Origin of the sequence: Citrobacter sp. CK199 (genome assembly GCF_030333285.1) — a bacterium.
In the GTDB taxonomy this organism is placed as follows: domain Bacteria; phylum Pseudomonadota; class Gammaproteobacteria; order Enterobacterales; family Enterobacteriaceae; genus Citrobacter_B; species Citrobacter_B koseri.
In genome coordinates, this window is the sequence record NZ_JAOWGF010000021.1 from 21,413 (window position 1) to 43,925 (window position 22,513).

17 protein-coding genes are annotated in these 22,513 nt (G+C 55.3%); 11 read left to right on the forward strand and 6 right to left on the reverse strand.

Annotated features, from left to right (window positions below):
- Window positions 1–78: 78 nt before the first annotated feature.
- Genes OGX75_RS01480 through OGX75_RS01490 form a run of 3 tightly spaced genes read left to right on the forward strand, consistent with a single transcriptional unit; the run spans window position 79 to window position 2,239 of the window.
- The gene (locus OGX75_RS01480; RefSeq protein ID WP_012135458.1) at window positions 79–1,101 is read left to right on the forward strand and encodes a hydrolase; all 1,023 of its coding nucleotides are present in this window, start codon (window positions 79–81) and stop codon (window positions 1,099–1,101) included.
- Window positions 1,098–1,316 carry a YheU family protein gene (locus OGX75_RS01485; RefSeq protein WP_047460774.1) on the forward strand — a complete coding sequence of 73 codons (219 nt, stop codon included), beginning with the start codon at window positions 1,098–1,100 and terminating at the stop codon, window positions 1,314–1,316. The genes OGX75_RS01480 and OGX75_RS01485 overlap by 4 nt, the downstream gene beginning before the upstream one ends.
- 53 nt (window positions 1,317–1,369) lie before the next feature.
- Window positions 1,370–2,239: a phosphoribulokinase gene (locus OGX75_RS01490; RefSeq protein ID WP_012135460.1), complete on the forward strand. Its 870-nt coding sequence runs from the start codon at window positions 1,370–1,372 to the stop codon at window positions 2,237–2,239.
- Between the two features lie 146 nt (window positions 2,240–2,385).
- Here OGX75_RS01490 and OGX75_RS01495 read toward each other — a convergent pair whose 3' ends face one another.
- Window positions 2,386–2,790 (reverse strand): OsmC family protein, encoded by a 405-nt coding sequence (locus OGX75_RS01495; protein ID WP_012135462.1) that lies wholly within the window; start codon window positions 2,788–2,790, stop codon window positions 2,386–2,388.
- A gap of 307 nt (window positions 2,791–3,097) precedes the next feature.
- Between OGX75_RS01495 and crp the strand changes: the two genes are divergently transcribed.
- Window positions 3,098–3,730 carry a cAMP-activated global transcriptional regulator CRP gene (gene crp / locus OGX75_RS01500; protein ID WP_000242758.1) on the forward strand — a complete coding sequence of 211 codons (633 nt, stop codon included), beginning with the start codon at window positions 3,098–3,100 and terminating at the stop codon, window positions 3,728–3,730.
- 51 nt (window positions 3,731–3,781) lie between these two features.
- The gene (locus OGX75_RS01505; protein ID WP_115625982.1) at window positions 3,782–5,869 is read left to right on the forward strand and encodes a YccS/YhfK family putative transporter; all 2,088 of its coding nucleotides are present in this window, start codon (window positions 3,782–3,784) and stop codon (window positions 5,867–5,869) included.
- A gap of 105 nt (window positions 5,870–5,974) precedes the next feature.
- Here the strand turns inward: OGX75_RS01505 and argD are convergent, their stop codons facing one another.
- From argD to ppiA, 5 genes are all read right to left on the reverse strand, one after another.
- Window positions 5,975–7,192 carry a bifunctional acetylornithine/succinyldiaminopimelate transaminase gene (gene argD, locus OGX75_RS01510; protein ID WP_101744210.1) on the reverse strand — a complete coding sequence of 406 codons (1,218 nt, stop codon included), beginning with the start codon at window positions 7,190–7,192 and terminating at the stop codon, window positions 5,975–5,977.
- Between the two features lie 73 nt (window positions 7,193–7,265).
- Entirely contained in the window at window positions 7,266–7,829 is a 564-nt protein-coding gene (gene pabA / locus OGX75_RS01515) for an aminodeoxychorismate synthase component 2 (RefSeq protein WP_153257915.1), read from the reverse strand.
- Window positions 7,830–7,860: 31 nt separating this feature from the next.
- Window positions 7,861–8,463: a putative adenosine monophosphate-protein transferase Fic gene (locus tag OGX75_RS01520; RefSeq protein WP_047460753.1), complete on the reverse strand. Its 603-nt coding sequence runs from the start codon at window positions 8,461–8,463 to the stop codon at window positions 7,861–7,863.
- Window positions 8,453–8,620: a FicA/YhfG family antitoxin gene (gene ficA / locus OGX75_RS01525; protein WP_012135470.1), complete on the reverse strand. Its 168-nt coding sequence runs from the start codon at window positions 8,618–8,620 to the stop codon at window positions 8,453–8,455. The genes OGX75_RS01520 and ficA overlap by 11 nt, the downstream gene beginning before the upstream one ends.
- A gap of 106 nt (window positions 8,621–8,726) precedes the next feature.
- On the reverse strand, window positions 8,727–9,299 hold the full coding sequence (ppiA, locus tag OGX75_RS01530) for a peptidylprolyl isomerase A (protein ID WP_012135471.1): 573 nt from the start codon (window positions 9,297–9,299) through the stop codon (window positions 8,727–8,729).
- Between the two features lie 280 nt (window positions 9,300–9,579).
- On the opposite strand from ppiA, the gene tsgA reads away from it, so the two are divergent.
- The 6 genes from tsgA to OGX75_RS01560 all read left to right on the forward strand — a co-directional run bounded on the left by tsgA (window position 9,580) and on the right by OGX75_RS01560 (window position 22,487).
- Window positions 9,580–10,761 (forward strand): MFS transporter TsgA, encoded by a 1,182-nt coding sequence (gene tsgA, locus OGX75_RS01535; protein WP_286450956.1) that lies wholly within the window; start codon window positions 9,580–9,582, stop codon window positions 10,759–10,761.
- Between the two features lie 370 nt (window positions 10,762–11,131).
- Window positions 11,132–13,675, forward strand: coding sequence for an NADPH-nitrite reductase large subunit (gene nirB / locus OGX75_RS01540; protein WP_214143535.1), 2,544 nt, complete (start codon window positions 11,132–11,134; stop codon window positions 13,673–13,675).
- A complete protein-coding gene (nirD, locus tag OGX75_RS01545) occupies window positions 13,672–13,998 on the forward strand; it encodes a nitrite reductase small subunit NirD (RefSeq protein WP_286450957.1) in 327 nt (108 codons plus the stop codon). Before nirB ends, nirD begins: the two co-directional genes overlap by 4 nt.
- 438 nt (window positions 13,999–14,436) lie before the next feature.
- Window positions 14,437–15,246: a nitrite transporter NirC gene (gene nirC / locus OGX75_RS01550; RefSeq protein ID WP_101744208.1), complete on the forward strand. Its 810-nt coding sequence runs from the start codon at window positions 14,437–14,439 to the stop codon at window positions 15,244–15,246.
- A gap of 11 nt (window positions 15,247–15,257) precedes the next feature.
- Window positions 15,258–16,631: a siroheme synthase CysG gene (gene cysG / locus OGX75_RS01555; RefSeq protein ID WP_286450959.1), complete on the forward strand. Its 1,374-nt coding sequence runs from the start codon at window positions 15,258–15,260 to the stop codon at window positions 16,629–16,631.
- Window positions 16,632–16,958: 327 nt separating this feature from the next.
- Window positions 16,959–22,487 carry a pectate lyase-fold domain-containing protein gene (locus tag OGX75_RS01560; RefSeq protein ID WP_286451056.1) on the forward strand — a complete coding sequence of 1,843 codons (5,529 nt, stop codon included), beginning with the start codon at window positions 16,959–16,961 and terminating at the stop codon, window positions 22,485–22,487.
- The last annotated feature ends 26 nt before the right edge of the window (window positions 22,488–22,513 follow it).

Consider the following 22,513-nt stretch of genomic DNA (forward strand, 5'->3'; position numbering starts at 1 on the left):
CCTTGCCTCATTTTCATAAACACCAGGGGAAAGTGACGGTATAGTAGGCGGCAGATTTAAAAAAACATCGCATAATTTATGACTCAAATAACCTCCCCCGACCTTGATATCACCGGTCACGATAGTGCGGAGTTCGTGCCAATGCGCGGTATCCGCAACCGTCACCTGCAAACCATGCTGCCGCGACTCATCCGCCGCAAGGTGAAGTTCGATGCGCACTGGCAGCGTCTGGAATTACCAGACGGCGATTTTATCGATCTGGCCTGGAGTGAAGATCCGCAGCACGCGAAGCACAAACCGCGTCTGGTGGTTTTTCACGGCCTGGAAGGCAGCCTGAACAGCCCGTACGCTCACGGGCTGATTGAAGCGGCGCAAAAGCGCGGCTGGCTGGGCGTGGTCATGCACTTTCGCGGCTGTAGCGGTGAACCGAACCGGCTGAACCGCATTTATCACTCCGGCGAAACGGAAGACGGCACCTGGTTTTTACACTGGCTACAGCGCGAGTTTGGCGCCGTCCCCACCGCCGCCGTCGGCTATTCGCTCGGCGGAAATATGCTGGCGTGTCTGCTGGCGAAAGAAGGCCGCGAGATCCCAATTGACGCGGCGGTCATCGTTTCCGCCCCCTTCGTGCTGGAAGCGTGCAGCTATCATATGGAAAAAGGGTTTTCCCGCGTTTATCAGCGCTATCTGCTCAATCTGCTGAAGGCCAACGCCGCGCGCAAGCTGGCGGCATACCCCGGCACACTGCCGATTAATCTGGCGCAACTCAAATCCGTGCGCCGGCTCCGTGAATTTGACGATCTGATCACCGCGAAAATTCACGGCTTTGCCGACGCGATAGACTATTATCGTCAATGTAGCGCCATGCCGATGCTCAACCAGATCGCCAAACCGACGCTCATCATCCACGCGAAAGACGATCCGTTTATGGATCATCATGTGATCCCGAAACCGGAAAATCTGCCGCCGCTGGTGGAGTATCAGCTCACCGAGCATGGCGGGCATGTTGGATTTATCGGCGGGACGCTGCGTCGCCCGGAAATGTGGCTGGAGTCGCGGATTCCCGACTGGCTGACAACGTATCTGGAGGCGTCATCATGATGATCCCCTGGCAAGAGCTGTCTTCTGAGACGCTGGACAATTTGATCGAAAGCTTTGTGTTGCGTGAAGGCACCGATTATGGTGAACATGAACGTTCGCTTGAGCAAAAGGTCGCCGACGTCAAACGACAGCTACAGTGCGGAGAAGCTGTTCTGGTGTGGTCTGAACTGCACGAGACGGTCAACATTATGCCGCGTGGACAGTTTCGCGAATAATCCGCCGCTGACGGCCGACTATACTAAAACTTTTGTTGATTCATGGAGTTGTTATGTCTGCCAAACATCCGGTGATTGCGGTAACAGGGTCCAGCGGCGCGGGGACCACGACCACCAGCCTCGCGTTTCGAAAAATTTTCGCGCAGTTAAATCTGCGCGCAGCCGAGGTGGAAGGCGACAGTTTTCATCGTTACACACGCCCCGAAATGGACATGGCGATCCGCAAAGCGCGCGACGCCGGGCGGCATATCAGCTATTTCGGCCCTGAAGCCAACGACTTCAGCCTGCTGGAACAAACCTTTATTGAATACGGACAGACGGGCAAAGGCCAGGCGCGTAAGTATCTTCATACCTACGATGAAGCCGTGCCGTGGAATCAGGTGCCGGGGACGTTTACCCCGTGGCAGCCGCTGCCGGAACCCACCGATGTGCTGTTTTACGAAGGGCTGCACGGCGGCGTGGTAACGCCGCAGCATGATGTCGCACGTCATGTCGATCTGCTGGTCGGCGTAGTGCCGATCGTCAACCTGGAGTGGATTCAAAAGCTGATTCGCGATACCAGCGAGCGCGGCCACTCCCGCGAGGCGGTGATGGATTCCGTTGTCCGCTCAATGGATGACTACATTAATTTCATTACGCCGCAGTTTTCCCGCACCCACATTAACTTCCAGCGCGTGCCCACCGTCGACACCTCCAATCCCTTCGCCGCGAAAGGCATTCCTTCGCTGGACGAAAGTTTTGTGGTCATTCATTTCAGAAATCTGGAAGGGATTGATTTCCCGTGGCTGCTGGCGATGTTGCAGGGGTCGTTTATTTCCCATATCAATACGCTCGTGGTGCCGGGCGGCAAAATGGGGCTGGCGATGGAGCTGATCATGTTGCCGCTGGTTCAGCGACTGATGGAAGGGAAGAAAATCGAATAATCTGTTCGATGTTTGCCGGATGGCGGCTGACGCCTTATCCGGCCTACAAGGTGCGTTTGATATATGCCGGATGGCGCTACGCTTATCCGGCCTACAGGGTGCGAATTCGTAGGCCTGATAAGCGTAGCGCCATCAGGCAACCGGCATCACGCCGCAATCACTTCATACGAATGGGTAATATTCACCGCTTTTTCCAGCATCAGCGCCACTGAGCAATACTTCTCAGCCGAAAGATCGACCGCCCGCGCAACCGCCGCGTCTTTCAGGTCATTACCGGTCACAATGAAATGCAGATTGATATGCGTAAACAGGCGCGGCGCTTCTTCACGACGTTCGGACGTCAGCTTCACTTCGCAATTCGTCACATCCTGACGCCCTTTCTGCAAAATAGAAACCACGTCGATTGCGCTACAACCGCCTGCGGCCATCAGCACCATTTCCATCGGACTTGGCGCTTTATCACCGGAGTTGCCATCCATTAAAACCTGGTGGCCGGAGGCAGACTCTCCCAGAAAGGTTAACCCTTCAACCCACTTTACACGCGCTTGCATATTCGGAACTCCAATGTGTCAATTTTCCTGACAGATTACGCGCACATAACAAATCTCGCAACGGAAGGCGACCTGCGTCATGCTGAAGCGAGACACCAGGAGACACACGGCGAAAGCTATGCTAAAACAGTCGGGATGCTACAGTAATACATTGACGTACTGCATGTATGCAGAGGACATCACATTCAGGCTGCAGTACATTTTCGACAGCCCCCTTCCCAGGAATTCGGGAAACCTATTTTTGCAAACCCAGAGGCAGTGTCGTGTTCTGGCTCTGGAGACAGCTTATAACAGAGGATAACCGCGCATGGTGCTTGGCAAACCGCAAACAGACCCGACTCTCGAATGGTTCTTGTCTCATTGCCACATTCATAAGTACCCATCGAAGAGCACGCTGATTCACCAGGGTGAAAAAGCGGAAACGTTGTACTACATCGTTAAAGGCTCAGTGGCAGTGTTGATCAAAGATGAAGAAGGGAAAGAAATGATCCTTTCTTATCTGAATCAGGGCGATTTTATTGGCGAACTGGGCCTGTTTGAAGAGGGTCAGGAACGCAGTGCCTGGGTACGTGCCAAAACGGCCTGTGAAGTCGCTGAAATTTCTTACAAGAAATTCCGTCAGTTGATCCAGGTAAACCCGGATATTCTGATGCGCCTGTCTTCCCAGATGGCTCGCCGTCTGCAAGTGACATCTGAGAAAGTCGGTAACCTCGCCTTCCTCGACGTAACGGGCCGTATCGCTCAGACCCTGCTGAACCTGGCGAAACAACCTGACGCGATGACTCACCCGGATGGCATGCAGATCAAAATCACCCGTCAGGAGATCGGCCAGATCGTTGGCTGCTCCCGTGAAACCGTGGGGCGTATTCTGAAAATGCTCGAAGATCAGAATCTGATCTCCGCTCACGGTAAGACCATCGTCGTCTACGGCACACGTTAATCCCGTCGGAATGGCGCATTACCGGGTAATGCGCCATTTTTGTTTGCACCGATGTGGCGAAGACTGATTTACCATCCAGAGATCAACTACGCACTACGGCAAACGCTGGTGCTGTGCCTGCCTGTGGCTATCGGCCTGATCATCGGCCAGTTGCACCTGGGACTGCTGTTCTCGCTCGTTCCCGCCTGCTGCAACATTGCCGGTCTTGATACCCCGCATAAACGCTTTTTCAAACGCTTAATCATCGGCGGATCGCTGTTTGCCGGATGCAGCCTGATTACGCAATTGCTGCTGGCGCGCGACATCCCCCTGCCGCTGATCCTCACCGGACTGACGCTGCTGCTCGGCGTCACGGCGGAAATCAGCCCGCTACATGCAAGACTGCTGCCCGCTTCACTGATTGCCGCCATTTTCACGCTAAGCCTGGCGGGGAACATGCCGGTCTGGGAGCCGCTGCTCATCTACGCGCTCGGCACGCTATGGTATGGGCTGTTTAACTGGTTCTGGTTCTGGCTGTGGCGCGAACAGCCGCTGCGCGAGTCGCTCAGCCTGCTGTATCGCGAGCTGGCCGACTATTGCGAGGCCAAATACAGCCTGCTCACGCAGCATATCGATCCAGAAAAAGCGCTGCCGCCTCTGCTGGTGCGCCAGCAGAAAGCGGTGGATCTCATTACCCAGTGTTACCAGCAGATGCACATGCTGTCGGCCCAGCACAATAATGACTACAAGCGCCTGCTGCGCGCCTTCCAGGAAGCGCTGGACTTACAGGAGCATATCTCCGTCAGTTTGCATCAGCCGGAGGAGGTTCAGAAGCTGGTGGAGCGCAGTCACGCAGAACAGGTTATTCGCTGGAATGCGCAAACCGTCGCAGCCCGCCTGCGCATCATCGCGGATGACATACTGTATCACCGTCTGCCCAGCCGTTTTTCGATGGAGAAGCAGACTGGCGCGCTGGGAAAAATCGCCAATCAGCACCCGGAAAACCCTGTCGGGCAGTTTTGCTACTGGCACTTTAGCCGTATTGCCCGCGTATTACGCACTCAGCGTCCGCTGTACGCACGCGACCTGATGGCCGATAAACAGCGTCGCCTGCCGCTACTGCCCGCGCTGAAAAGCTATTTATCGTTTAAATCGCCCGCGCTGCGCAACGCCGGGCGAATCAGCGTTATGTTAAGTATCGCCAGCCTGATGGGCAGCGCCTTACATCTGCCCAAGCCGTACTGGATTCTGATGACCATCCTGTTCGTCACGCAAAACGGCTACGGCGCGACGCGCGTGCGCATTCTGCACCGTTCGGCGGGTACGCTGGCCGGTCTGGTGGTGGCGGGCGTCACGTTGCACTTTCGCATTCCTGAAGGCTACACGCTGGCATTAATGCTGATCATTACGCTGGTGAGCTATCTGACCATTCGCAAAAACTACGGCTGGGCGACGGTTGGTTTTACGGTGACGGCGGTCTATACCCTGCAACTGCTGACGCTCAACGGCGAACAGTTCATCGTGCCGCGATTTATTGATACGGTCATTGGCTGCCTGATTGCTTTTGGCGGAATGGTCTGGCTCTGGCCGCAGTGGCAAAGCGGCCTTTTGCGTAAGAATGCCCACGACGCGCTGGAAGCGGACCAGGAGGCCATTCGGCTGATCCTCAGCAACGACCCGCAGCCAACGCCGCTGGCGTATCAGCGAATGCGGGTGAACCAGGCGCACAATACGCTGTTTAACTCGCTGAATCAGGCGATGCAGGAACCGGGGTTTAACACGCACTATCTGGAAGATATGAAACTGTGGGTAACGCACAGCCAGTTTATCGTTGAGCACGTCAACGCCATGACCACGCTGGCGCGCGAGCATACGATGCTGACGCCGGATCTGGCGCAGCGCTATCTGGAATCCTGCGAAATTGCGCTCCAGCGCTGTCAGCAGCGGCTGGAGTATGACGCACCGGGCGGTTCCGGGGATGTGAATATTCTGGAGTCATCGGAGATGCTCTCCCACGGGCCGCTCAGCACGCTGGAACAGCATCTGCAACGCGTGCTGGGGCACCTGAATACCATGCACACCATTTCGTCAGTGGCATGGCGCCAGCGCCCGCATCATGGCATCTGGCTTAGTCGCCGGTTACGGGATATGAAGGGTTGACGTTGTTTACTGTTTGTTGTTTGCCGGATGGCGGCGCAAGCGCCTTATCCGGCCTACAGGGAAAACGCGATTTGTAGGCCGGATAAGCGTAGCGCCATCCGGCAATCAGCCAGCCACTTTCGCCACCGCCTGCGCAAAACGTTGCATCCCTTCGTCAATATCCGCCTCTTCCACCACCAGCGAAGGGGCAAAGCGCATGACATCCGGCCCGGCATTCAGCACCATAACGCCTTCATGCGCGCCAGCGTAAAGGAAATCCCGCGCCCGGCCTTTGTACTGCGGCTTCAGTTCCGCGCCAATCAGCAGCCCCATGCCGCGAATATCGCTGAAAATGTCATACTGCTCGTCAATCTTCTGCAAATGCTGAACAAACCGCTCGCGTTTAGTCTGAACGCCGCTCAGCACGTCAGACGTATTGATGATATCGAACGCGGCTCCGGCAACGGCGCAGGCCAACGGGTTGCCGCCGTAGGTGGAACCGTGCGACCCAACGTGGAACGCGGACGCAATCTCCTGCGTGGTCAGCATAGCGCTGACCGGGAAGCCGCCGCCCAGCGCTTTCGCACTGGTAAGAATATCCGGCGTCACGCCGTAGTGCATATAGGCGAACAGATCGCCGGTGCGCCCCATACCGCACTGAACTTCATCAAACACCAGCAGCGCCTGATGCCGATCGCACAGCTCGCGCAGGCCTTGCAGAAACGCTGGCGTTGCGGCGGTGACGCCGCCTTCTCCCTGGATCGGCTCCACCACCACCGCGCAGGTATGGTCATCCATCACCGCTTTCACCGCGTGCAGATCGTTGAAAGGAACATGGATGATATCCGCCGGTTTAGGGCCAAATCCGTCGGAATACTTCGGCTGACCACCAACGGAAACGGTAAACAGCGAGCGGCCATGAAAGGCGTTATGGAAGGCGATGATTTTGGTTTTAAACGGGCTATGACGCACGCAGGCATAGTGGCGCGCCAGTTTGAAGGCGGTTTCGTTGGCTTCGGTGCCGGAGTTCATAAACAGCACGCGCTCGGCGAAGGTCGCGTCGATAAGCTTACGCCCCAGACGCAGCGCAGGTTCGTTAGTAAAAACGTTGCTGGTGTGCCACAGCGTTTCACCCTGCGTTTTCAGCGCGTCCACCAGCGCCGGATGGCAATGCCCTAAGGCGGTAACTGCAATCCCACCCGCGAAATCAACGTACTCTTTACCCTGCTGATCCCAGACCCGGCTGCCCTTGCCTTTTACCGGAATAAACTCTGCCGGTGCATAAATCGGCAGGATAACTTCATCGAAAGTCGCGCGCGTAATTGCAGTTTGTTCAGTTGCCATCTTATGCCCATCCAGCTAAATGAAATTTCAGTCATAAAATATGCATAAAAAATCACTATATAGCAACCACAAATCAGCGCGACAGGAAATTAGCCAGCAGTTGATGTCCCTGCTCGCTCAGAATACTTTCCGGGTGGAACTGCACCCCTTCCAGATCCCACTCCCGGTGGCGAATCCCCATAATTTCCTGCGTGTCGCTCCAGGCCGTAACGTCAAAGCAAGCGGGAAGCGTTTCAGGATCGATCACCAGCGAGTGATAACGCGTGACGGTGAGCGGGTTCGATAGCCCCTGAAAAACGCCCTGGCCGTTATGGGTGACGGGAGAGGTTTTACCGTGCATCACTTTAGCCGCCCGCACGATCGTCGCACCAAAGGCCTGCGCCATCGCCTGGTGTCCAAGACAGACGCCGAGCATGGGAAGGCGCCCGGCATAATGGCGGATTACCGCCAGGGAGATACCCGCGTCATCCGGCGTACAGGGCCCCGGCGAGATCACGATTTTTTGCGGATTCAGCGCGTCAATTTGCGCCAGCGTCAACGCGTCATTTCGCCTGACCAGGACATCAGCGCCCAGTTCGCAGAAATACTGATAAAGGTTCCAGGTAAACGAATCATAGTTGTCGATCAGCAGAATCATGGCGGCTCCGGTACGTAAGAACCGCGCTATTCTACTCAGTTTCCTGGGCTTCGCTTACCCCTTTACGAAATATTGCCTGTAATCCCGACAGGTCGCCCATCGCGCCGCTCTGGTTCGCCTGGCTCCATTCGGCCACCTGAATGCCGCTCCAGCTCAGGATATAACCGGCGTGGAGCGCCAGTTGCTCAAAGAAGATGCGCTGCGCCAGTCCGCTGCCGATGCGAAAAGGATGCAGCACATTAATTTCACAGTAGTAGTGCGCCAGACGATCGGCGAATTTCTCTTTCGTCAGCCCGACCAGATACCCCTCTTCTTCCAGATCCTGCATCAGGGCGTTGCCCTCTTTTTCGATGTAGGCAAAATGGCAAAAACGGGTATCTCCCTGATATATATCGACCTCGCGCAGTTGTCCGGCCCAGTCAAAAACATCCTGATACAGCTGACGATGAATGGCGCGCAGGTGAGGCAGTCCGCGCACCAGGGGGCCAGCTTCAATCGTCGCGGCACGCAGTGCGGTCAGTTCATACGCCGCCTGCTCCAGACGCTGAACCTGCCGGATGCCTAAGCGATTACGCATGATGTTCAGGCCGGGATACAGGTAGGGGTCGCGTCCATCACCAAACTTATCGCTCATAGTGCCTCCTTAATTCTGCCAGGCGCACCAGTGCTTCTTCGGCGGTCAGGGTAACTAACGGGATGTCCACCCCTTCCAGACGTCGACTCTCCTGGAAATTGATATTTCGTCGTTGTTCCCAGAGGCGAGACTTTTGTTTATCGGTGAGTTTTTTCACGAGACCTCCCTGAATGTGCCTGCACTTGCCACAAGTATAAGCAGCAAATTCAGGTTACGCAGAGGTCAGGAATCGCGCGGGCATTACTGGCCCGCGCAGAATGCCATTACGGCAGGACTTTGGCGGAAAGGATAACTATCGGTTTTGAAGGAACATTTTGGTAAGGGCCGACATCGTGCGTCTGCACCTGGGAGATTTTGTCAGCGACATCCATCCCTTTCACAACTTTACCAAATACGGCGTAGCCAAAATCGCGCTGGCCGTGATCCAGGAAGGCGTTGTCTGCAACGTTGATAAAGAACTGGCTGGTTGCGCTGTCTTTATCTGCGGTACGCGCCATCGCAATGGTGCCACGGGTGTTGCGCAGCCCGTTGTCCGCTTCGTTCTTGATCGGCGGGTTAGGTTTCTTTTGCTGCATCTGCTCGTTAAAACCGCCGCCCTGCACCATAAAGCCGGGGATCACACGGTGGAACGTGGTGTTGTTATAGAAACCGCTGTTGACATAATCGACAAAGTTTTGCACTGAAACTGGCGCTTTCTGGCTATTCAGTTCCAGTTCAATATTTCCGGCGGAGGTCGTCAGCAGAACATGTGGGTCACCTTTCGCTGCCAACGCTACAGGAGAGAGAGCAGAAAGAGCGAGAACAGCTGCAACAGCCGCCAGAGTCGATTTGAGCATGAGATTTCCTTAACGAGAGCAGTAACAAAAGCAAGTAGATTGATTCTAAAGAGCCTTCAAGGAGCAGGCCAGCCCTTTACCTAATTTTACGTATCTGAAACAAATGTAACCTTACGATTTTGTTGTGCTTTTCGGCATATTAATGTGATCATCGTCACGTTAAAAAATGTAACGCTTACAGTAATTGCTAATAAACATTTAAATACATCACTAAAACGCCTAAAATCTGCCCGCTCACGGCGCTGTCAATGCGCTTTACACCTCTATACACAGGCCAGTCATGACTAACAGCAATCGCATCAAGCTCACATGGATTAGCTTTCTCTCCTACGCCCTGACAGGCGCGTTGGTAATTGTCACCGGGATGGTGATGGGAAACATTGCAGAGTACTTCAACCTGCCCGTTTCCAGTATGAGTAACACATTCACCTTTCTTAACGCCGGTATCCTGATCTCTATTTTCCTGAATGCCTGGCTGATGGAAATTATCCCGCTGAAAACGCAGCTGCGTTTTGGCTTTGTGTTGATGGTGCTGGCCGTGGCCGGGCTGATGCTCAGCCATAGCCTGGCGCTTTTCTCTGCGGCAATGTTTGTACTGGGTCTGGTGAGCGGTATCACCATGTCGATCGGTACTTTCCTGATCACCCAGATGTATGAAGGCCGTCAGCGTGGTTCTCGCCTGCTGTTCACCGACTCCTTCTTCAGTATGGCCGGGATGATCTTCCCGATGGTCGCCGCTTACCTGCTGGCGCGCAGCATTGAGTGGTACTGGGTATACGCCTGCATCGGTCTGGTCTACGTGGCGATTTTCATCCTGACCTTCGGCTGCGAATTTCCGGCGCTGGGTAAACACGCGCCGAAAACGGAAACGCCGGTGGTAAAAGAGAAATGGGGCATTGGCGTTCTGTTCCTGTCTATCGCCGCGCTGTGCTACATCCTCGGTCAGTTAGGTTTCATCTCCTGGGTGCCGGAATACGCCAAAGGTCTGGGCATGAGCCTGAACGGCGCCGGTACGCTGGTCAGCGATTTCTGGATGTCGTACATGTTCGGCATGTGGGCCTTCAGCTTCATTCTGCGCTTCTTTGATCTGCAACGTATCCTGACGGTACTGGCGGGTCTGGCGGCGGTGCTGATGTACCTGTTCATTAAGGCCCAGCCGGAGCATATGGCGTGGTTTATTCTGACGCTCGGCTTCTTCTCCAGCGCCATTTACACCTCAATCATTACGCTGGGTTCGCAGCAAACCAAAGTGCCGTCGCCGAAGCTGGTTAACTTTGTGCTGACCTGCGGCACCATTGGCACCATGCTGACCTTCGTGGTGACAGGCCCGATCGTGGCGCACAGCGGCCCGCAGGCCGCGTTGCTCACCGCAAACGGTCTGTATGCCGTAGTGTTTGTGATGTGCTTTATCCTCGGGTTTGTTACCCGTCATCGCCAGCATAACGTGCCAGCAGCGCACTGATGATGATTTGCCCGGTGGCGCAAGCTTACCGGGCCTACATGTAACTTGTAGGCCGGATAAGACGCATAGCGTCGCCATCCGGCTTTTTAGCCCGGCTTTTTAATCCTGCTTTTTCGCGCAATTTCCCCCTCCTCCTGACGGCGTAGACCTCGCATTCTTTAGAGGTAGACCTTCTTACGCCAATAACCCCTCATTTTGTACGTTATTTGCACAACAACGAAATGTCTGACAATTCCGTGACTTATAAAAATGCTGACAAATCAGCAATATACCTCTTAAGGAGTATATAAGGCCGAATTTGATTTACATCAATAAGCGGGGTTGCTGAATCGTTAAGGTAGGCAGTAATAGAAAAGAAATCGAGGCAAAAATGAGCAAAGTCAGACTCGCTATTATCGGTAATGGTATGGTCGGCCATCGCTTTATTGAGGACCTTCTTGATAAATCCGACGCTGCCAATTTTGACATTACCGTGTTCTGTGAAGAACCCCGCAAAGCATACGACCGTGTCCACCTGTCTTCCTACTTCTCCCACCACACCGCTGAAGAGCTGTCTCTGGTGCGTGAAGGCTTTTATGAGAAGCACGGCGTTAACGTTCTGGTCGGCGAACGCGCTATTACGATCAACCGTCAGGAGAAGGTCATCCACTCCAGCGCGGGTCGTACGGTTTATTACGATAAACTGATCATGGCGACCGGTTCCTACCCGTGGATCCCGCCAATTAAAGGTTCCGAAACCCAGGACTGCTTTGTTTACCGTACCATTGAAGATCTCAACGCCATTGAAGCCTGCGCCCGTCGTAGCAAACGCGGCGCGGTGGTCGGCGGCGGCCTGCTGGGTCTGGAAGCCGCTGGCGCGCTGAAAAACTTAGGCGTCGAAACCCACGTTATCGAATTTGCCCCCATGCTGATGGCAGAACAGCTGGATCAGATGGGCGGCGAGCAGCTACGCCGTAAAATCGAAAGCATGGGCGTGCGCGTACACACCAGCAAAAACACCAAAGAGATCGTTCAGGAAGGCACCGAAGCGCGTAAAACCATGCGTTTTGCCGACGGTAGCGAGCTGGAAGTCGATTTCATCGTTTTCTCTACCGGTATCCGCCCGCGTGACAAACTGGCCACCCAGTGCGGCCTGGACGTCGCTCAGCGCGGCGGTATCGTGATTAACGACGCCTGCCAGACGTCTGACCCGGATATCTACGCGATTGGCGAATGCGCCAGTTGGAACAACCGCGTGTACGGTCTGGTCGCGCCTGGCTACAAAATGGCGCAGGTTGCCGTTGACCACATCCTCGAAACCGAAAACGCGTTTGAAGGCGCAGACCTCAGCGCCAAGCTGAAGCTGCTGGGCGTGGACGTCGGCGGCATTGGCGATGCGCATGGCCGCACGCCGGGCGCGCGTAGCTACGTTTACCTCGACGAAAGCAAAGAGGTCTACAAACGCCTCATCGTCAGCGAAGACAACAAAACCCTGCTCGGCGCGGTGCTGGTGGGCGATACCAGCGATTACGGCAACCTGCTGCAACTGGTGCTGAACGCGATTGAACTGCCGGAAAACCCGGACTCGCTGATCCTGCCGGCACATTCTGGCAGCGGTAAGCCTTCCATTGGCGTTGATAAACTGCCGGACAGCGCGCAAATCTGTTCCTGCTTTGACGTCACCAAAGGGATGCTGGTCGCCGCCATCAACAAAGGCTGCCACACCGTTGCGGCGCTGAAAGCGGAAACCAAAGCCGGTACTGGCTGCGGCGGCTGTATTCCGCTGGTTACTCAGGTTCTGAACGCCGAACTGGCGAAACAGGGTATTGAGGTGAACAACAACCTGTGTGAGCACTTTGCGTACTCGCGTCAGGAACTGTTCCACCTCATCCGCGTGGAAGGCATTAAAACCTTTGAAGAACTGCTGGCGAAACACGGTAAAGGCTACGGTTGCGAAGTGTGTAAACCGACCGTCGGTTCTCTGCTGGCCTCCTGCTGGAACGAATACATTCTGAAGCCGCAGCACACCCCGCTACAGGATACCAACGACAACTTCCTGGCGAACATCCAGAAAGACGGCACCTACTCCGTGATCCCGCGTTCTGCGGGCGGCGAAATCACGCCGGAAGGTCTGGTGGCCGTAGGTCGCATCGCGCGTGAGTTTAACCTGTACACCAAAATTACCGGTTCTCAGCGTATTGGTCTGTTCGGCGCGCAGAAAGACGATCTGCCAGAGATCTGGCGTCAGCTGATTGAAGCGGGCTTCGAAACCGGTCACGCGTATGCCAAAGCGCTGCGTATGGCGAAAACCTGCGTGGGCAGCACCTGGTGCCGCTACGGCGTGGGCGATAGCGTCGGCTTCGGCGTCGAGCTGGAAAACCGTTACAAAGGCATCCGTACCCCGCACAAAATGAAATTTGGCGTCTCCGGCTGTACCCGTGAATGTGCGGAAGCCCAGGGTAAAGACGTGGGGATTATCGCCACGGAAAAAGGCTGGAACCTGTACGTCTGCGGTAACGGCGGGATGAAACCGCGTCATGCTGACCTGCTGGCGGCGGATATCGACCGCGAAACGCTGGTTAAATACCTCGACCGCTTCATGATGTTCTACATCCGTACCGCCGACAAACTGACCCGTACCGCACCGTGGTTAGATAACCTGGAAGGCGGCATCGACTACCTGAAGTCGGTCATCATCGACGACAAACTGGGCCTGAACGCACATCTGGAAGAAGAGATGACCCGCCTGCGTGCAGCGGTGGTGTGCGAGTGGACGGAGACCGTGAATACACCGTCTGCGCAGGTTCGTTTCAGACACTTTATCAACAGCGATAAGCGCGACCCGAATGTTCAGGTGGTGCCTGAGCGTGAACAGCATCGTCCGGCAACGCCGTACGAGCGCATTCCGGTAACTCTGGTGGAGGAAAACGCATGAGCCAGTGGAAAAACATCTGCAAAATCGATGACATTCTGCCGGAAACCGGCGTCTGCGCGCTGTTAGGCGAAAAGCAGGTCGCCATTTTCCGTCCATATCACAGCGACCAGGTGTTCGCGATCAGCAACATCGACCCGTTTTTTGAGTCCAGCGTGCTGTCACGCGGGTTGATTGCCGAGCATCAGGGCGAACTGTGGGTTGCCAGCCCGCTGAAAAAACAGCGTTTCCGTCTGAGCGACGGTCTGTGCATGGAAGATGAAAGCCATTCCGTCGCGCACTACGAAGCTCGCGTGAAAGACGGCATGGTGCAACTGCGCGGTTGATGAATTTGGGGAGGCGCAACGCCTCCCTTTTTGACGTCTTTGTAGGCCTGATAAGCGCAGCGCCATCAGGCAAACATACCGCCGGATGGCGGCATAAATGCCTTATCCGGCCTACGGTTTTACGATTTTTATTGTTTTTACTTCAAGGACAATCAAATGGTTACAGGCCCGATTTTGTAGGCCTGATAAGCGTAGCGCCATCAGGCAAAACATACCGCCGGATGGCGGCATAAATGTCTTATCCGGCCTACGGTTTTACGATTTTTATTGTTTTTACTTCAAGGACAATCAAATGGTTACAGGCCCGATTTTGTAGGCCTGATAAGCGTAGCGCCATCAGGCAAAAACACCGCCGGATGGCGGCATAAATGCCTTATCCGGCCTACGGTTTTACGATTTCTTTTTTAATTTTATTGTTTTTACTTCAAGGATAATCAAATGTTTACAGACACTATTAACAAGTGTGCGGCTAACGCTGCGCGCATTGCACGCCTGTCGGCAAATAATCCGCTCGGTTTCTGGGTGAGTTCCGCAATGGCCGGTGCCTACGTCGGTCTCGGCATCATTCTTATTTTTACCCTCGGCAACCTGCTTGACCCTTCCGTTCGCCCGCTGGTGATGGGCGCTACCTTCGGCATCGCCTTAACGCTGGTGATCATCGCCGGTTCTGAACTCTTTACCGGCCACACCATGTTCCTGACGCTCGGCGTAAAAGCGGGCACCATCAGCCACGGTCAGATGTGGGCGATTCTGCCGCAAACCTGGCTGGGCAACCTGGTGGGCTCCGTGTTCGTCGCGCTGCTGTATAGCTGGGGCGGCGGCAGTCTGCTGCCGGTCGATACTAGCATCGTTCACACGGTTGCGCTGGCGAAAACCACCGCGCCCGCTACGGTACTGTTCTTTAAAGGCGCGCTGTGCAACTGGCTGGTTTGTCTGGCGATCTGGATGGCGATTCGTACCGAAGGCGCGGCGAAATTCCTCGCTATCTGGTGGTGTCTGCTGGCGTTCATCGCGTCCGGCTACGAGCACTCCGTCGCTAACATGACGCTGTTCGCCCTCTCCTGGTTCGGCCATCACGGCGACACCTACACGCTGGCGGGAATTGGTCATAACCTGCTGTGGGTGACTCTCGGCAATACTTTGTCCGGTGTCGTATTCATGGGATTAGGTTATTGGTATGCTACGCCAAAAGCGGAGCGTCCGGCTCCGGCAAAAATCAATCAAACTGAAGCTACTGCCAATAATTAAGAGGTAATGTCGTGGACCATTTGCCTATATTTTGTCAATTACGCAATCGTGACTGTCTGCTCGTCGGCGGTGGTGATGTCGCAGAACGCAAAGCGCGGTTACTGCTGGAAGCAGGCGCTCGATTAACGGTTAACGCGCTGGCGTTTATTCCGCAGTTCACCGTGTGGGCAAATGAAGGCATGTTAACGTTGGTTGAAGGGGCATTCGAAGAATCCCTGCTCGACGGATGCTGGCTGGCGATCGCCGCGACCGATGATGACGCCGTGAACCAGCAGGTGAGCGAAGCCGCTGAATCACGCCGCATTTTCTGCAACGTGGTCGATGCGCCAAAAGCCGCCAGTTTCATCATGCCCTCCATTATCGACCGCTCGCCGCTGATGGTGGCGGTCTCCTCCGGCGGCACTTCGCCCGTTCTCGCACGCTTGCTGCGCGAGAAACTGGAGTCCTTGCTGCCCCAGCACCTCGGCCAGGTCGCGCATTACGCCGGCCAGCTCCGCGCGCGGGTGAAAAAGCAGTTCGCCACAATGGGCGAGCGCCGTCGCTTCTGGGAAAAACTGTTCATCAACGACAGGCTCGCGCAGTCGCTGGCGAATGCCGATGCGAAAGCGGTGTCGGAGATCACCGAGCAGATGCTTAGCGAACCGCTGGATCACCGTGGTGAAGTGGTGCTGGTGGGCGCGGGCCCTGGCGACGCCGGGCTGCTGACGCTGAAAGGGTTACAACAGATCCAACAGGCGGATGTGGTGGTGTATGACCGCCTGGTCTCCGACGACATTATGAATCTGGTACGCCGCGACGCTGACCGCGTGTTCGTTGGCAAACGCGCGGGCTATCACTGTGTTCCCCAGGAAGAGATTAACCAGATCCTGCTGCGAGAAGCGCAGAAAGGCAAACGCGTGGTGCGTCTGAAAGGCGGCGATCCGTTTATCTTCGGTCGCGGCGGCGAAGAGCTGGAAACGCTGTGCCACGCCGGCATTCCGTTCTCGGTTGTTCCCGGTATTACCGCGGCCTCCGGGTGCTCGGCTTATTCCGGCGTTCCGCTGACTCACCGCGACTACGCGCAAAGCGTGCGTCTGGTCACCGGGCACCTGAAAACGGGCGGCGAGCTGGACTGGGAAAACCTGGCGGCGGAGAAACAAACGCTGGTGTTCTATATGGGGCTGAATCAGGCGGCGACCATTCAGGAGAAGCTGATCGCGTTTGGTATGCAGGCCGATATGCCTGTGGCGCTGGTTGAAAACGGTACGGCCGTCAAGCAGCGCGTGGTCAGCGGCATTCTTGCGCAATTAGGCGAGCTGGCGAAGCAGGTCGAAAGCCCGGCGCTGATTATTGTCGGTCGGGTGGTCGCGTTACGCGATAAGCTAAACTGGTTCTCAAACCATTAATAAATATAGATGCCCTATATCAGGGCATCTTTTTTTTAACACTTTAACGATCATTCATTCTTACATTACACTTTAAATAAGCTAAATCCATTCATTGCGTAAATATAAAAAAGAATAACGCAATAAAATACCGCACAAAACAGCCATTATCTCTTTTTTATTCGCTAAATAAATTCACCACACAAATATCAGCAGAATAAAGACTGGATTGACGCCCCCTGGGTAGTCAGTGGCAAAATAGCGCCATTCATTAATTTTGCAAATAAAGGTTGTCTGTCAGGGCCGCCTTATATTTCTTATTTTATTTACAGGATGGCAACTATGTTTATGCAAAGGAAAAAACTCCTTGCAGTGGGTATTGCGATTGCACTGCAAACATATTACTGCCCGGCAATTGCGGCAGAGAATACAGAAGATGAGAAAGAATGTCCGGTAAATATTTCGTCGTTATCTCAGGCGGAACGCAATAAGTTACCGGCGAAATGTCTGACGGCAGAAGCCGGGCAGGATAACCATTGGGCATGGGTCGCCAGCGGCGTAGCGGCTCTGGCGGCGGGCATCGCCATTGGCAATCACAGCGACGGCGACTCTCACCACCATTCAACAACGCCAGTCCCGCCAGACGACGGGGGCGACGTTACCCCAACGCCGCCGGATGACGGCGGAGATGTCACCCCAACGCCTCCCGATGATGGCGGCGACGTCACACCGCCCGATGATGGCGGTGATACGCCAGTACCGCCTGACGACACGTCCGTGACGACCTTCAGCAATCAGGTGACGCTGGATAAAGGCACAGACACCCTGCACTTCGACGACATCAAGCTGGATAACGGCGAGCACCTCGGCGAAGCCACGCTCAGTTATTCCGAACAAGACGCGCAGTGGCAGTTAACCACCCAGGACGGCAAAACGCTGGCGATTTCCGGCTGGAACGTTACCGACAGCAACGCGGCCGTGATTGAAGGCGCTCAGGCCAACGGCTTTTACTGGAAGTACGACAGCCGGGGCTATCTGATCCTCGCGGATAACAATACTCAGGTTGTCACCGGAGACGGCAAGACGCACACCACCGATCGCGAACTGGATATCGGCGGGAAAAATCGTACCGGCGTCATTATCTCGGGCGATAACACCCGTAATACGCTGAACGGGGATTCCACCGTAACCAATGGCGCAGTTGGCCTGGTTATTAGCGGCGACGGCACCACTAACGCTATTTCAGGCAAAAGTACGGTAGATGGCGCTACCGGGGCGTTAATTTCCGGTAATGGCACCTCAACCTCACTCTCCGGCGATATCACCATCAGCGGCGGCGGTACGGGCATCGTTATCGATGGTGATAACACCCTCATTGATAATGCGGGGACTTCCAGCATTAGCGGCGCAGGTTCTACCGGTTCCATCATTAACGGCAATAACATTCGCCTCATCAACGAAGGGGAATTAAACGTTTCTGACGGCGGCACCGGGGCCAAAATCACCGGTGACGATGCTATCGTCGATAACAAAGGCCATTCGACAACCCGCGGTGCCGGCTCTACGGGGTTGTACATTGAGGGCGATCATGCGCTGGTGATTAATGAAGGTGATCAGCTCATCGCCGATGGCGCGACAGGCGTGCGCATTGATGGCGACAACGCCCGCGTACTCAATACCGGCAATATGGCCGTCGACGGCGCTGGCTCAACAATCGCCACCATTACGGGCAATAACGCTGACATGACGCAGAATGGCGACCTGTTGGTTATGAATGGCGCGACGGGCCTGACCATCAACGGCGAAGAAAGCGAACTCATAAACAGCGGCACCACCACCGTGCGTAACGACGGCTCAGTCGGCTTCGTTGTTGCCGGTACACAAAACACCTTCAACAACAAAGGTAATATCAACACCAGCCTTAACGGTACGGGAACGCTGATCAGCGGTACTGAATCGCAGGTCAGTCTGACGGGCGATATTAACGTGACTGCGGCTCAGGACAGCAGCGGCGTATTTCGTGGGGCAACCGGTCTTAACGTTTCTGGCGACACGAATACGACAACCATTCTGGGTAATGTGAACATCGAGGCTGGTTACGCGCAAGACGCTCAAATTAAAAGCGATGAGCAGTTACAAGGCATTACCGTCAACGGCAATCAAAATACGGTCAATCTGGATGGCGCGATGAATATCCATCTTGACAGTTCTGATGTCAGCTCTGGGTATGCGAGCGTTACCGGCCTCAATATCAGCGGCAGCGGTAACGCCGTGAATGTCGCCGGTGGTATAAACATCGACTTTTCCCAAAACGAAGCGTCTATTGGCTCTGAAGCTATCGGTATCAATATTGATGGTGACAACACGTTAACGCTAAGCGGTAAATCTACCGTGGATATGACCACTATCACAGGTGGCCAGGCCACGCTGGCAAACGTTAATAATGGCGGCTCTCTGCTCATTACCGATGACGCCACGATTGAAGTGAACGCCGATTATCTGAACTTAAATTACTCCACCGGAAGTAATGCCCTGCTGTCAGCTCATGGCCAGGGCTCGACAATTGAAAATCAGGGCGATATTACCACCCACGGAACAGTCAACGTTCTCCTTGCCGATAAGGGAGCGGAAGCGAGCAACAGTGGCAATATTCTCATCTACGGAAGCAGTGGCGATACCGGAGATGACCGTTCTGCCATCACCCGTGCAAATGGCGAAGATACGGTCGTACACAACAAAGCAGGGGCCGATATCACCCTCTTTTCTAACCAAACGCCAGAGTTCATTAACGGTATCAATATCTACCCGGAAAGATGGTATACCCACACGCTTTACGCCATGCTGGCGACCCAGGGCGGCAGCGTCGTTAATGATAAAGGAGCGACCGTCCATTTACAGGGCGCGGGAGCATATGGCGTCAGTGCCAGTGTAGGGACGGCGTTAAACGAAGGCGATATTTATCTGGACGGTTTTATCCCGACGCTGGACGATGAAAACAATATCATCAGCACAGACTACTGGCAGCCGACATACCTCTATTTGACCAGCTCGGCAATGGTTGCCGGTTCCTCAGACATCGGCTACGGTGACGCCACAGCCATCAACACCGGCACCATCACCGTCAACAACGCCGGGTTCGGTATGATGGCGCTCAGCGGCGGCACGGCCGTTAACCAGGGTACTATTACGCTGACCGCTGATGAAGGTGTGACCGGCGAGGAAAACCAACTGGTGGGGATGGCCGCATTAAACGGCGGCACCGTCGTGAACGACACCACCGGCACCATCAATATTGATGCCGACTACGGTCAGGCGTTCCTTAGCGACAGCAACAGCTACATCATCAATAACGGCGCCATCAACCTGAACGGCAGCCCGATGGACGAAAACGACCCACATATGGGTTCCATGCCAACCGACAAAATCTGGATACGGTCGCTGCCCGGCAGCGGCGACAGCGATAGCCAAACGTCAGAAGCGGGCTTTTTCACCACCGGAGCGCTGGCGAATTACGGCAATGAAACGCTGAACGGCGATCTCGATGTTAGCGGCTGGCTGTACAACGAAGCAGGCGCCACGCTGACCGTCAACGGCGATATGGCGATTAATAACGCTGGCAATATGGAAAACCACGGGACGATGCATGCCGATACGATCACAACGTATCACAGCCTGTTCAACCGCGCAGACGGCAGCCTGACCACTGACCTCCTGACGCTTAATGGCGATATCACCCTGTTCAACGAGGGCAGCTTTACCGGCTCAATTGCAGGAACCTCTTACGCCCAGGAAGTCGTCAATACCGGCAATATGACGGTGGCGGAAGATGGCAAATCGCTCATCAACGGCAGCTTTGCGTTTTATAACCAGGAAGGCGCAACGCTTACCAACAGCGGCAGCGCGGTAGAAGGCGGCGAAAACACCATCATCAACATGACGCGTACCAGCAGTTCCATCGCTCAGGTGAACAGCGGCACCATTACCGCCACCAACGGTTACAGCGCCATCACCACCGCGAATGCCAGCAACTCCCCGATGTGGATCTGGAACACGGAAACCGGCGTGATTAATGGTATTAACCCGGACGCCCCCCTGATCAACCTCAGCCGTGGCTATAGCTTTGGCAACGAAGGGACTATTAATGTCCAGGGCGACAATGCCGTGGCGATCAGCGGCGGCACCAGCAGTTATATCATCGACCTGGTCAACAGCGGCACCATCAACGTCGGCACCGAACAGGGGCAAATAGACGGAACCAACGGCACCGGACTTATCGGCATCAAAGGCAACGGCAACGCCACCACCATCAACAACACCGCCGATGGCGTGATCAACGTGTACGCGAATGACTCTTACGCGTTTGGCGGCCAGAGCAAAACCATCATCAATAATGGCGAAGTGAATCTGCTGTGCGACACCGGCTGCGGCATCTACGCCCCTGGCACTACGGGTACGCAGGACGATCACAACGGTACGGCGGATATCGTGATCCCGGATGCGATTGTCGCGCCGACGCAGGGTGATATTCCAGCGCCTCCGGCCGATCCGAACGCGCCGCAGATGTTAAGCAACTACATTGTGGGCACCAATGCCGACGGCAGTTCCGGTACGCTGAAAGCGAATAACCTGGTGATTGGCGACGACGTGAAGGTGAATACCGGCTTTACCGCAGGTACGGCAGAGACCACCGTCGTGGTCGATAACGCCTTTACCGGCAGTAATATCCAGGGCGCGGACAATATCACCTCCACCAGCGTGGTGTGGAACGCCCAGGGCAGCACCGACGGCGACGGCAACGTTGACATCACCATGACCAAAAACGCCTATGCGGATGTGGCGACGGAGAGTTCCGTCAGCGACGTCGCACAGGCGCTGGACGCCGGGTATACCAACAATGAGCTGTACAACAGCCTGAACGTTGGCACGACCGCAGAGCTGAACAACGCCCTGAAACAGGTCAGCGGCAGCCAGGCGAACACCGTCTTCCGCGAAGCCCGCGTACTCAGCAATCGCTTTACGATGCTGGCGGACGCCGCGCCGCAGGTGAAAGACGGTCTGGCGTTCAACGTGATGGCGAAAGGCGATCCGCGTGCCGAACTGGGTAACGACACCCAGTACGACATGCTGGCGCTGCGCCAGACGCTGGATCTGACCGCCAGCCAGAACCTGACGCTGGAATACGGTATTGCGCGTCTGGACGGCGACGGTTCGCAGAAAGCGGGCGACAACGGAGTGACCGGCGGCTACAGCCAGTTCTTCGGCCTGAAGCACAGCATGACCTTTAATGAGGGTCTGGCCTGGAACAACAGCCTGCGTTATGACGTGCATAACCTCGACAGCAGCCGCTCTGTCGCCTATGGCGATGTCAATAAAGTGGCGGATTCTGACGCCCGTCAGCAGTACATGGAGTTCCGCAGCGAAGGGGCAAAAACCTTTAACCTGATGGACGATGCGCTGAAAATCACGCCGTATGCGGGCGTTAAGCTGCGTCACACAATGGAAGAAGGTTACAAAGAGCGCAGCGCCGGGGACTTCAACCTGTCGATGAACAGCGGCAGCGAAACGGCCGTAGATTCCGTGCTTGGCCTGAAAATGGACTACGCCGGGGAAAACGGCTGGAGCGCAAGCGCCACGCTGGAAGGCGGCCCGAACCTGAGCTACACGAAAAGCCAGCGTAGCGCCACGCTGGCGGGTGCAAGCGACCAGCGCTTTAGCGTTGACGACGGCCAGAAAGGCGGCGGTCTGAACGGTCTGGCAACGATGGGCGTGAAGTACAGCGCCCAGGACAGCAGCCTGCATCTCGACGCTTATCAGTGGAAAGAAGATGGCATCAGCGATAAAGGCTTTATGCTGAACTTTAAGAAAACATTCCGTTAATTAAATAAACGCCACGGCCTGGAGAA

Coding starts and splice junctions, on each gene's coding strand:
- OGX75_RS01520 (WP_047460753.1), bottom strand. CDS start 8,463: ATGAGCGATAAGTTTGGTGATGGACGCGACCCCTACCTGTATCCCGGC.
- nirC (WP_101744208.1), top strand. CDS start 14,437: ATGTTTACAGACACTATTAACAAGTGTGCGGCTAACGCTGCGCGCATT.
- nirB (WP_214143535.1), top strand. CDS start 11,132: ATGAGCAAAGTCAGACTCGCTATTATCGGTAATGGTATGGTCGGCCAT.
- OGX75_RS01560 (WP_286451056.1), top strand. CDS start 16,959: ATGCAAAGGAAAAAACTCCTTGCAGTGGGTATTGCGATTGCACTGCAA.
- OGX75_RS01485 (WP_047460774.1), top strand. CDS start 1,098: ATGATGATCCCCTGGCAAGAGCTGTCTTCTGAGACGCTGGACAATTTG.
- nirD (WP_286450957.1), top strand. CDS start 13,672: ATGAGCCAGTGGAAAAACATCTGCAAAATCGATGACATTCTGCCGGAA.
- OGX75_RS01505 (WP_115625982.1), top strand. CDS start 3,782: ATGTGGCGAAGACTGATTTACCATCCAGAGATCAACTACGCACTACGG.
- OGX75_RS01480 (WP_012135458.1), top strand. CDS start 79: ATGACTCAAATAACCTCCCCCGACCTTGATATCACCGGTCACGATAGT.
- OGX75_RS01495 (WP_012135462.1), bottom strand. CDS start 2,790: ATGCAAGCGCGTGTAAAGTGGGTTGAAGGGTTAACCTTTCTGGGAGAG.
- pabA (WP_153257915.1), bottom strand. CDS start 7,829: ATGATTCTGCTGATCGACAACTATGATTCGTTTACCTGGAACCTTTAT.
- OGX75_RS01490 (WP_012135460.1), top strand. CDS start 1,370: ATGTCTGCCAAACATCCGGTGATTGCGGTAACAGGGTCCAGCGGCGCG.
- ppiA (WP_012135471.1), bottom strand. CDS start 9,299: ATGCTCAAATCGACTCTGGCGGCTGTTGCAGCTGTTCTCGCTCTTTCT.
- crp (WP_000242758.1), top strand. CDS start 3,098: ATGGTGCTTGGCAAACCGCAAACAGACCCGACTCTCGAATGGTTCTTG.
- tsgA (WP_286450956.1), top strand. CDS start 9,580: ATGACTAACAGCAATCGCATCAAGCTCACATGGATTAGCTTTCTCTCC.
- argD (WP_101744210.1), bottom strand. CDS start 7,192: ATGGCAACTGAACAAACTGCAATTACGCGCGCGACTTTCGATGAAGTT.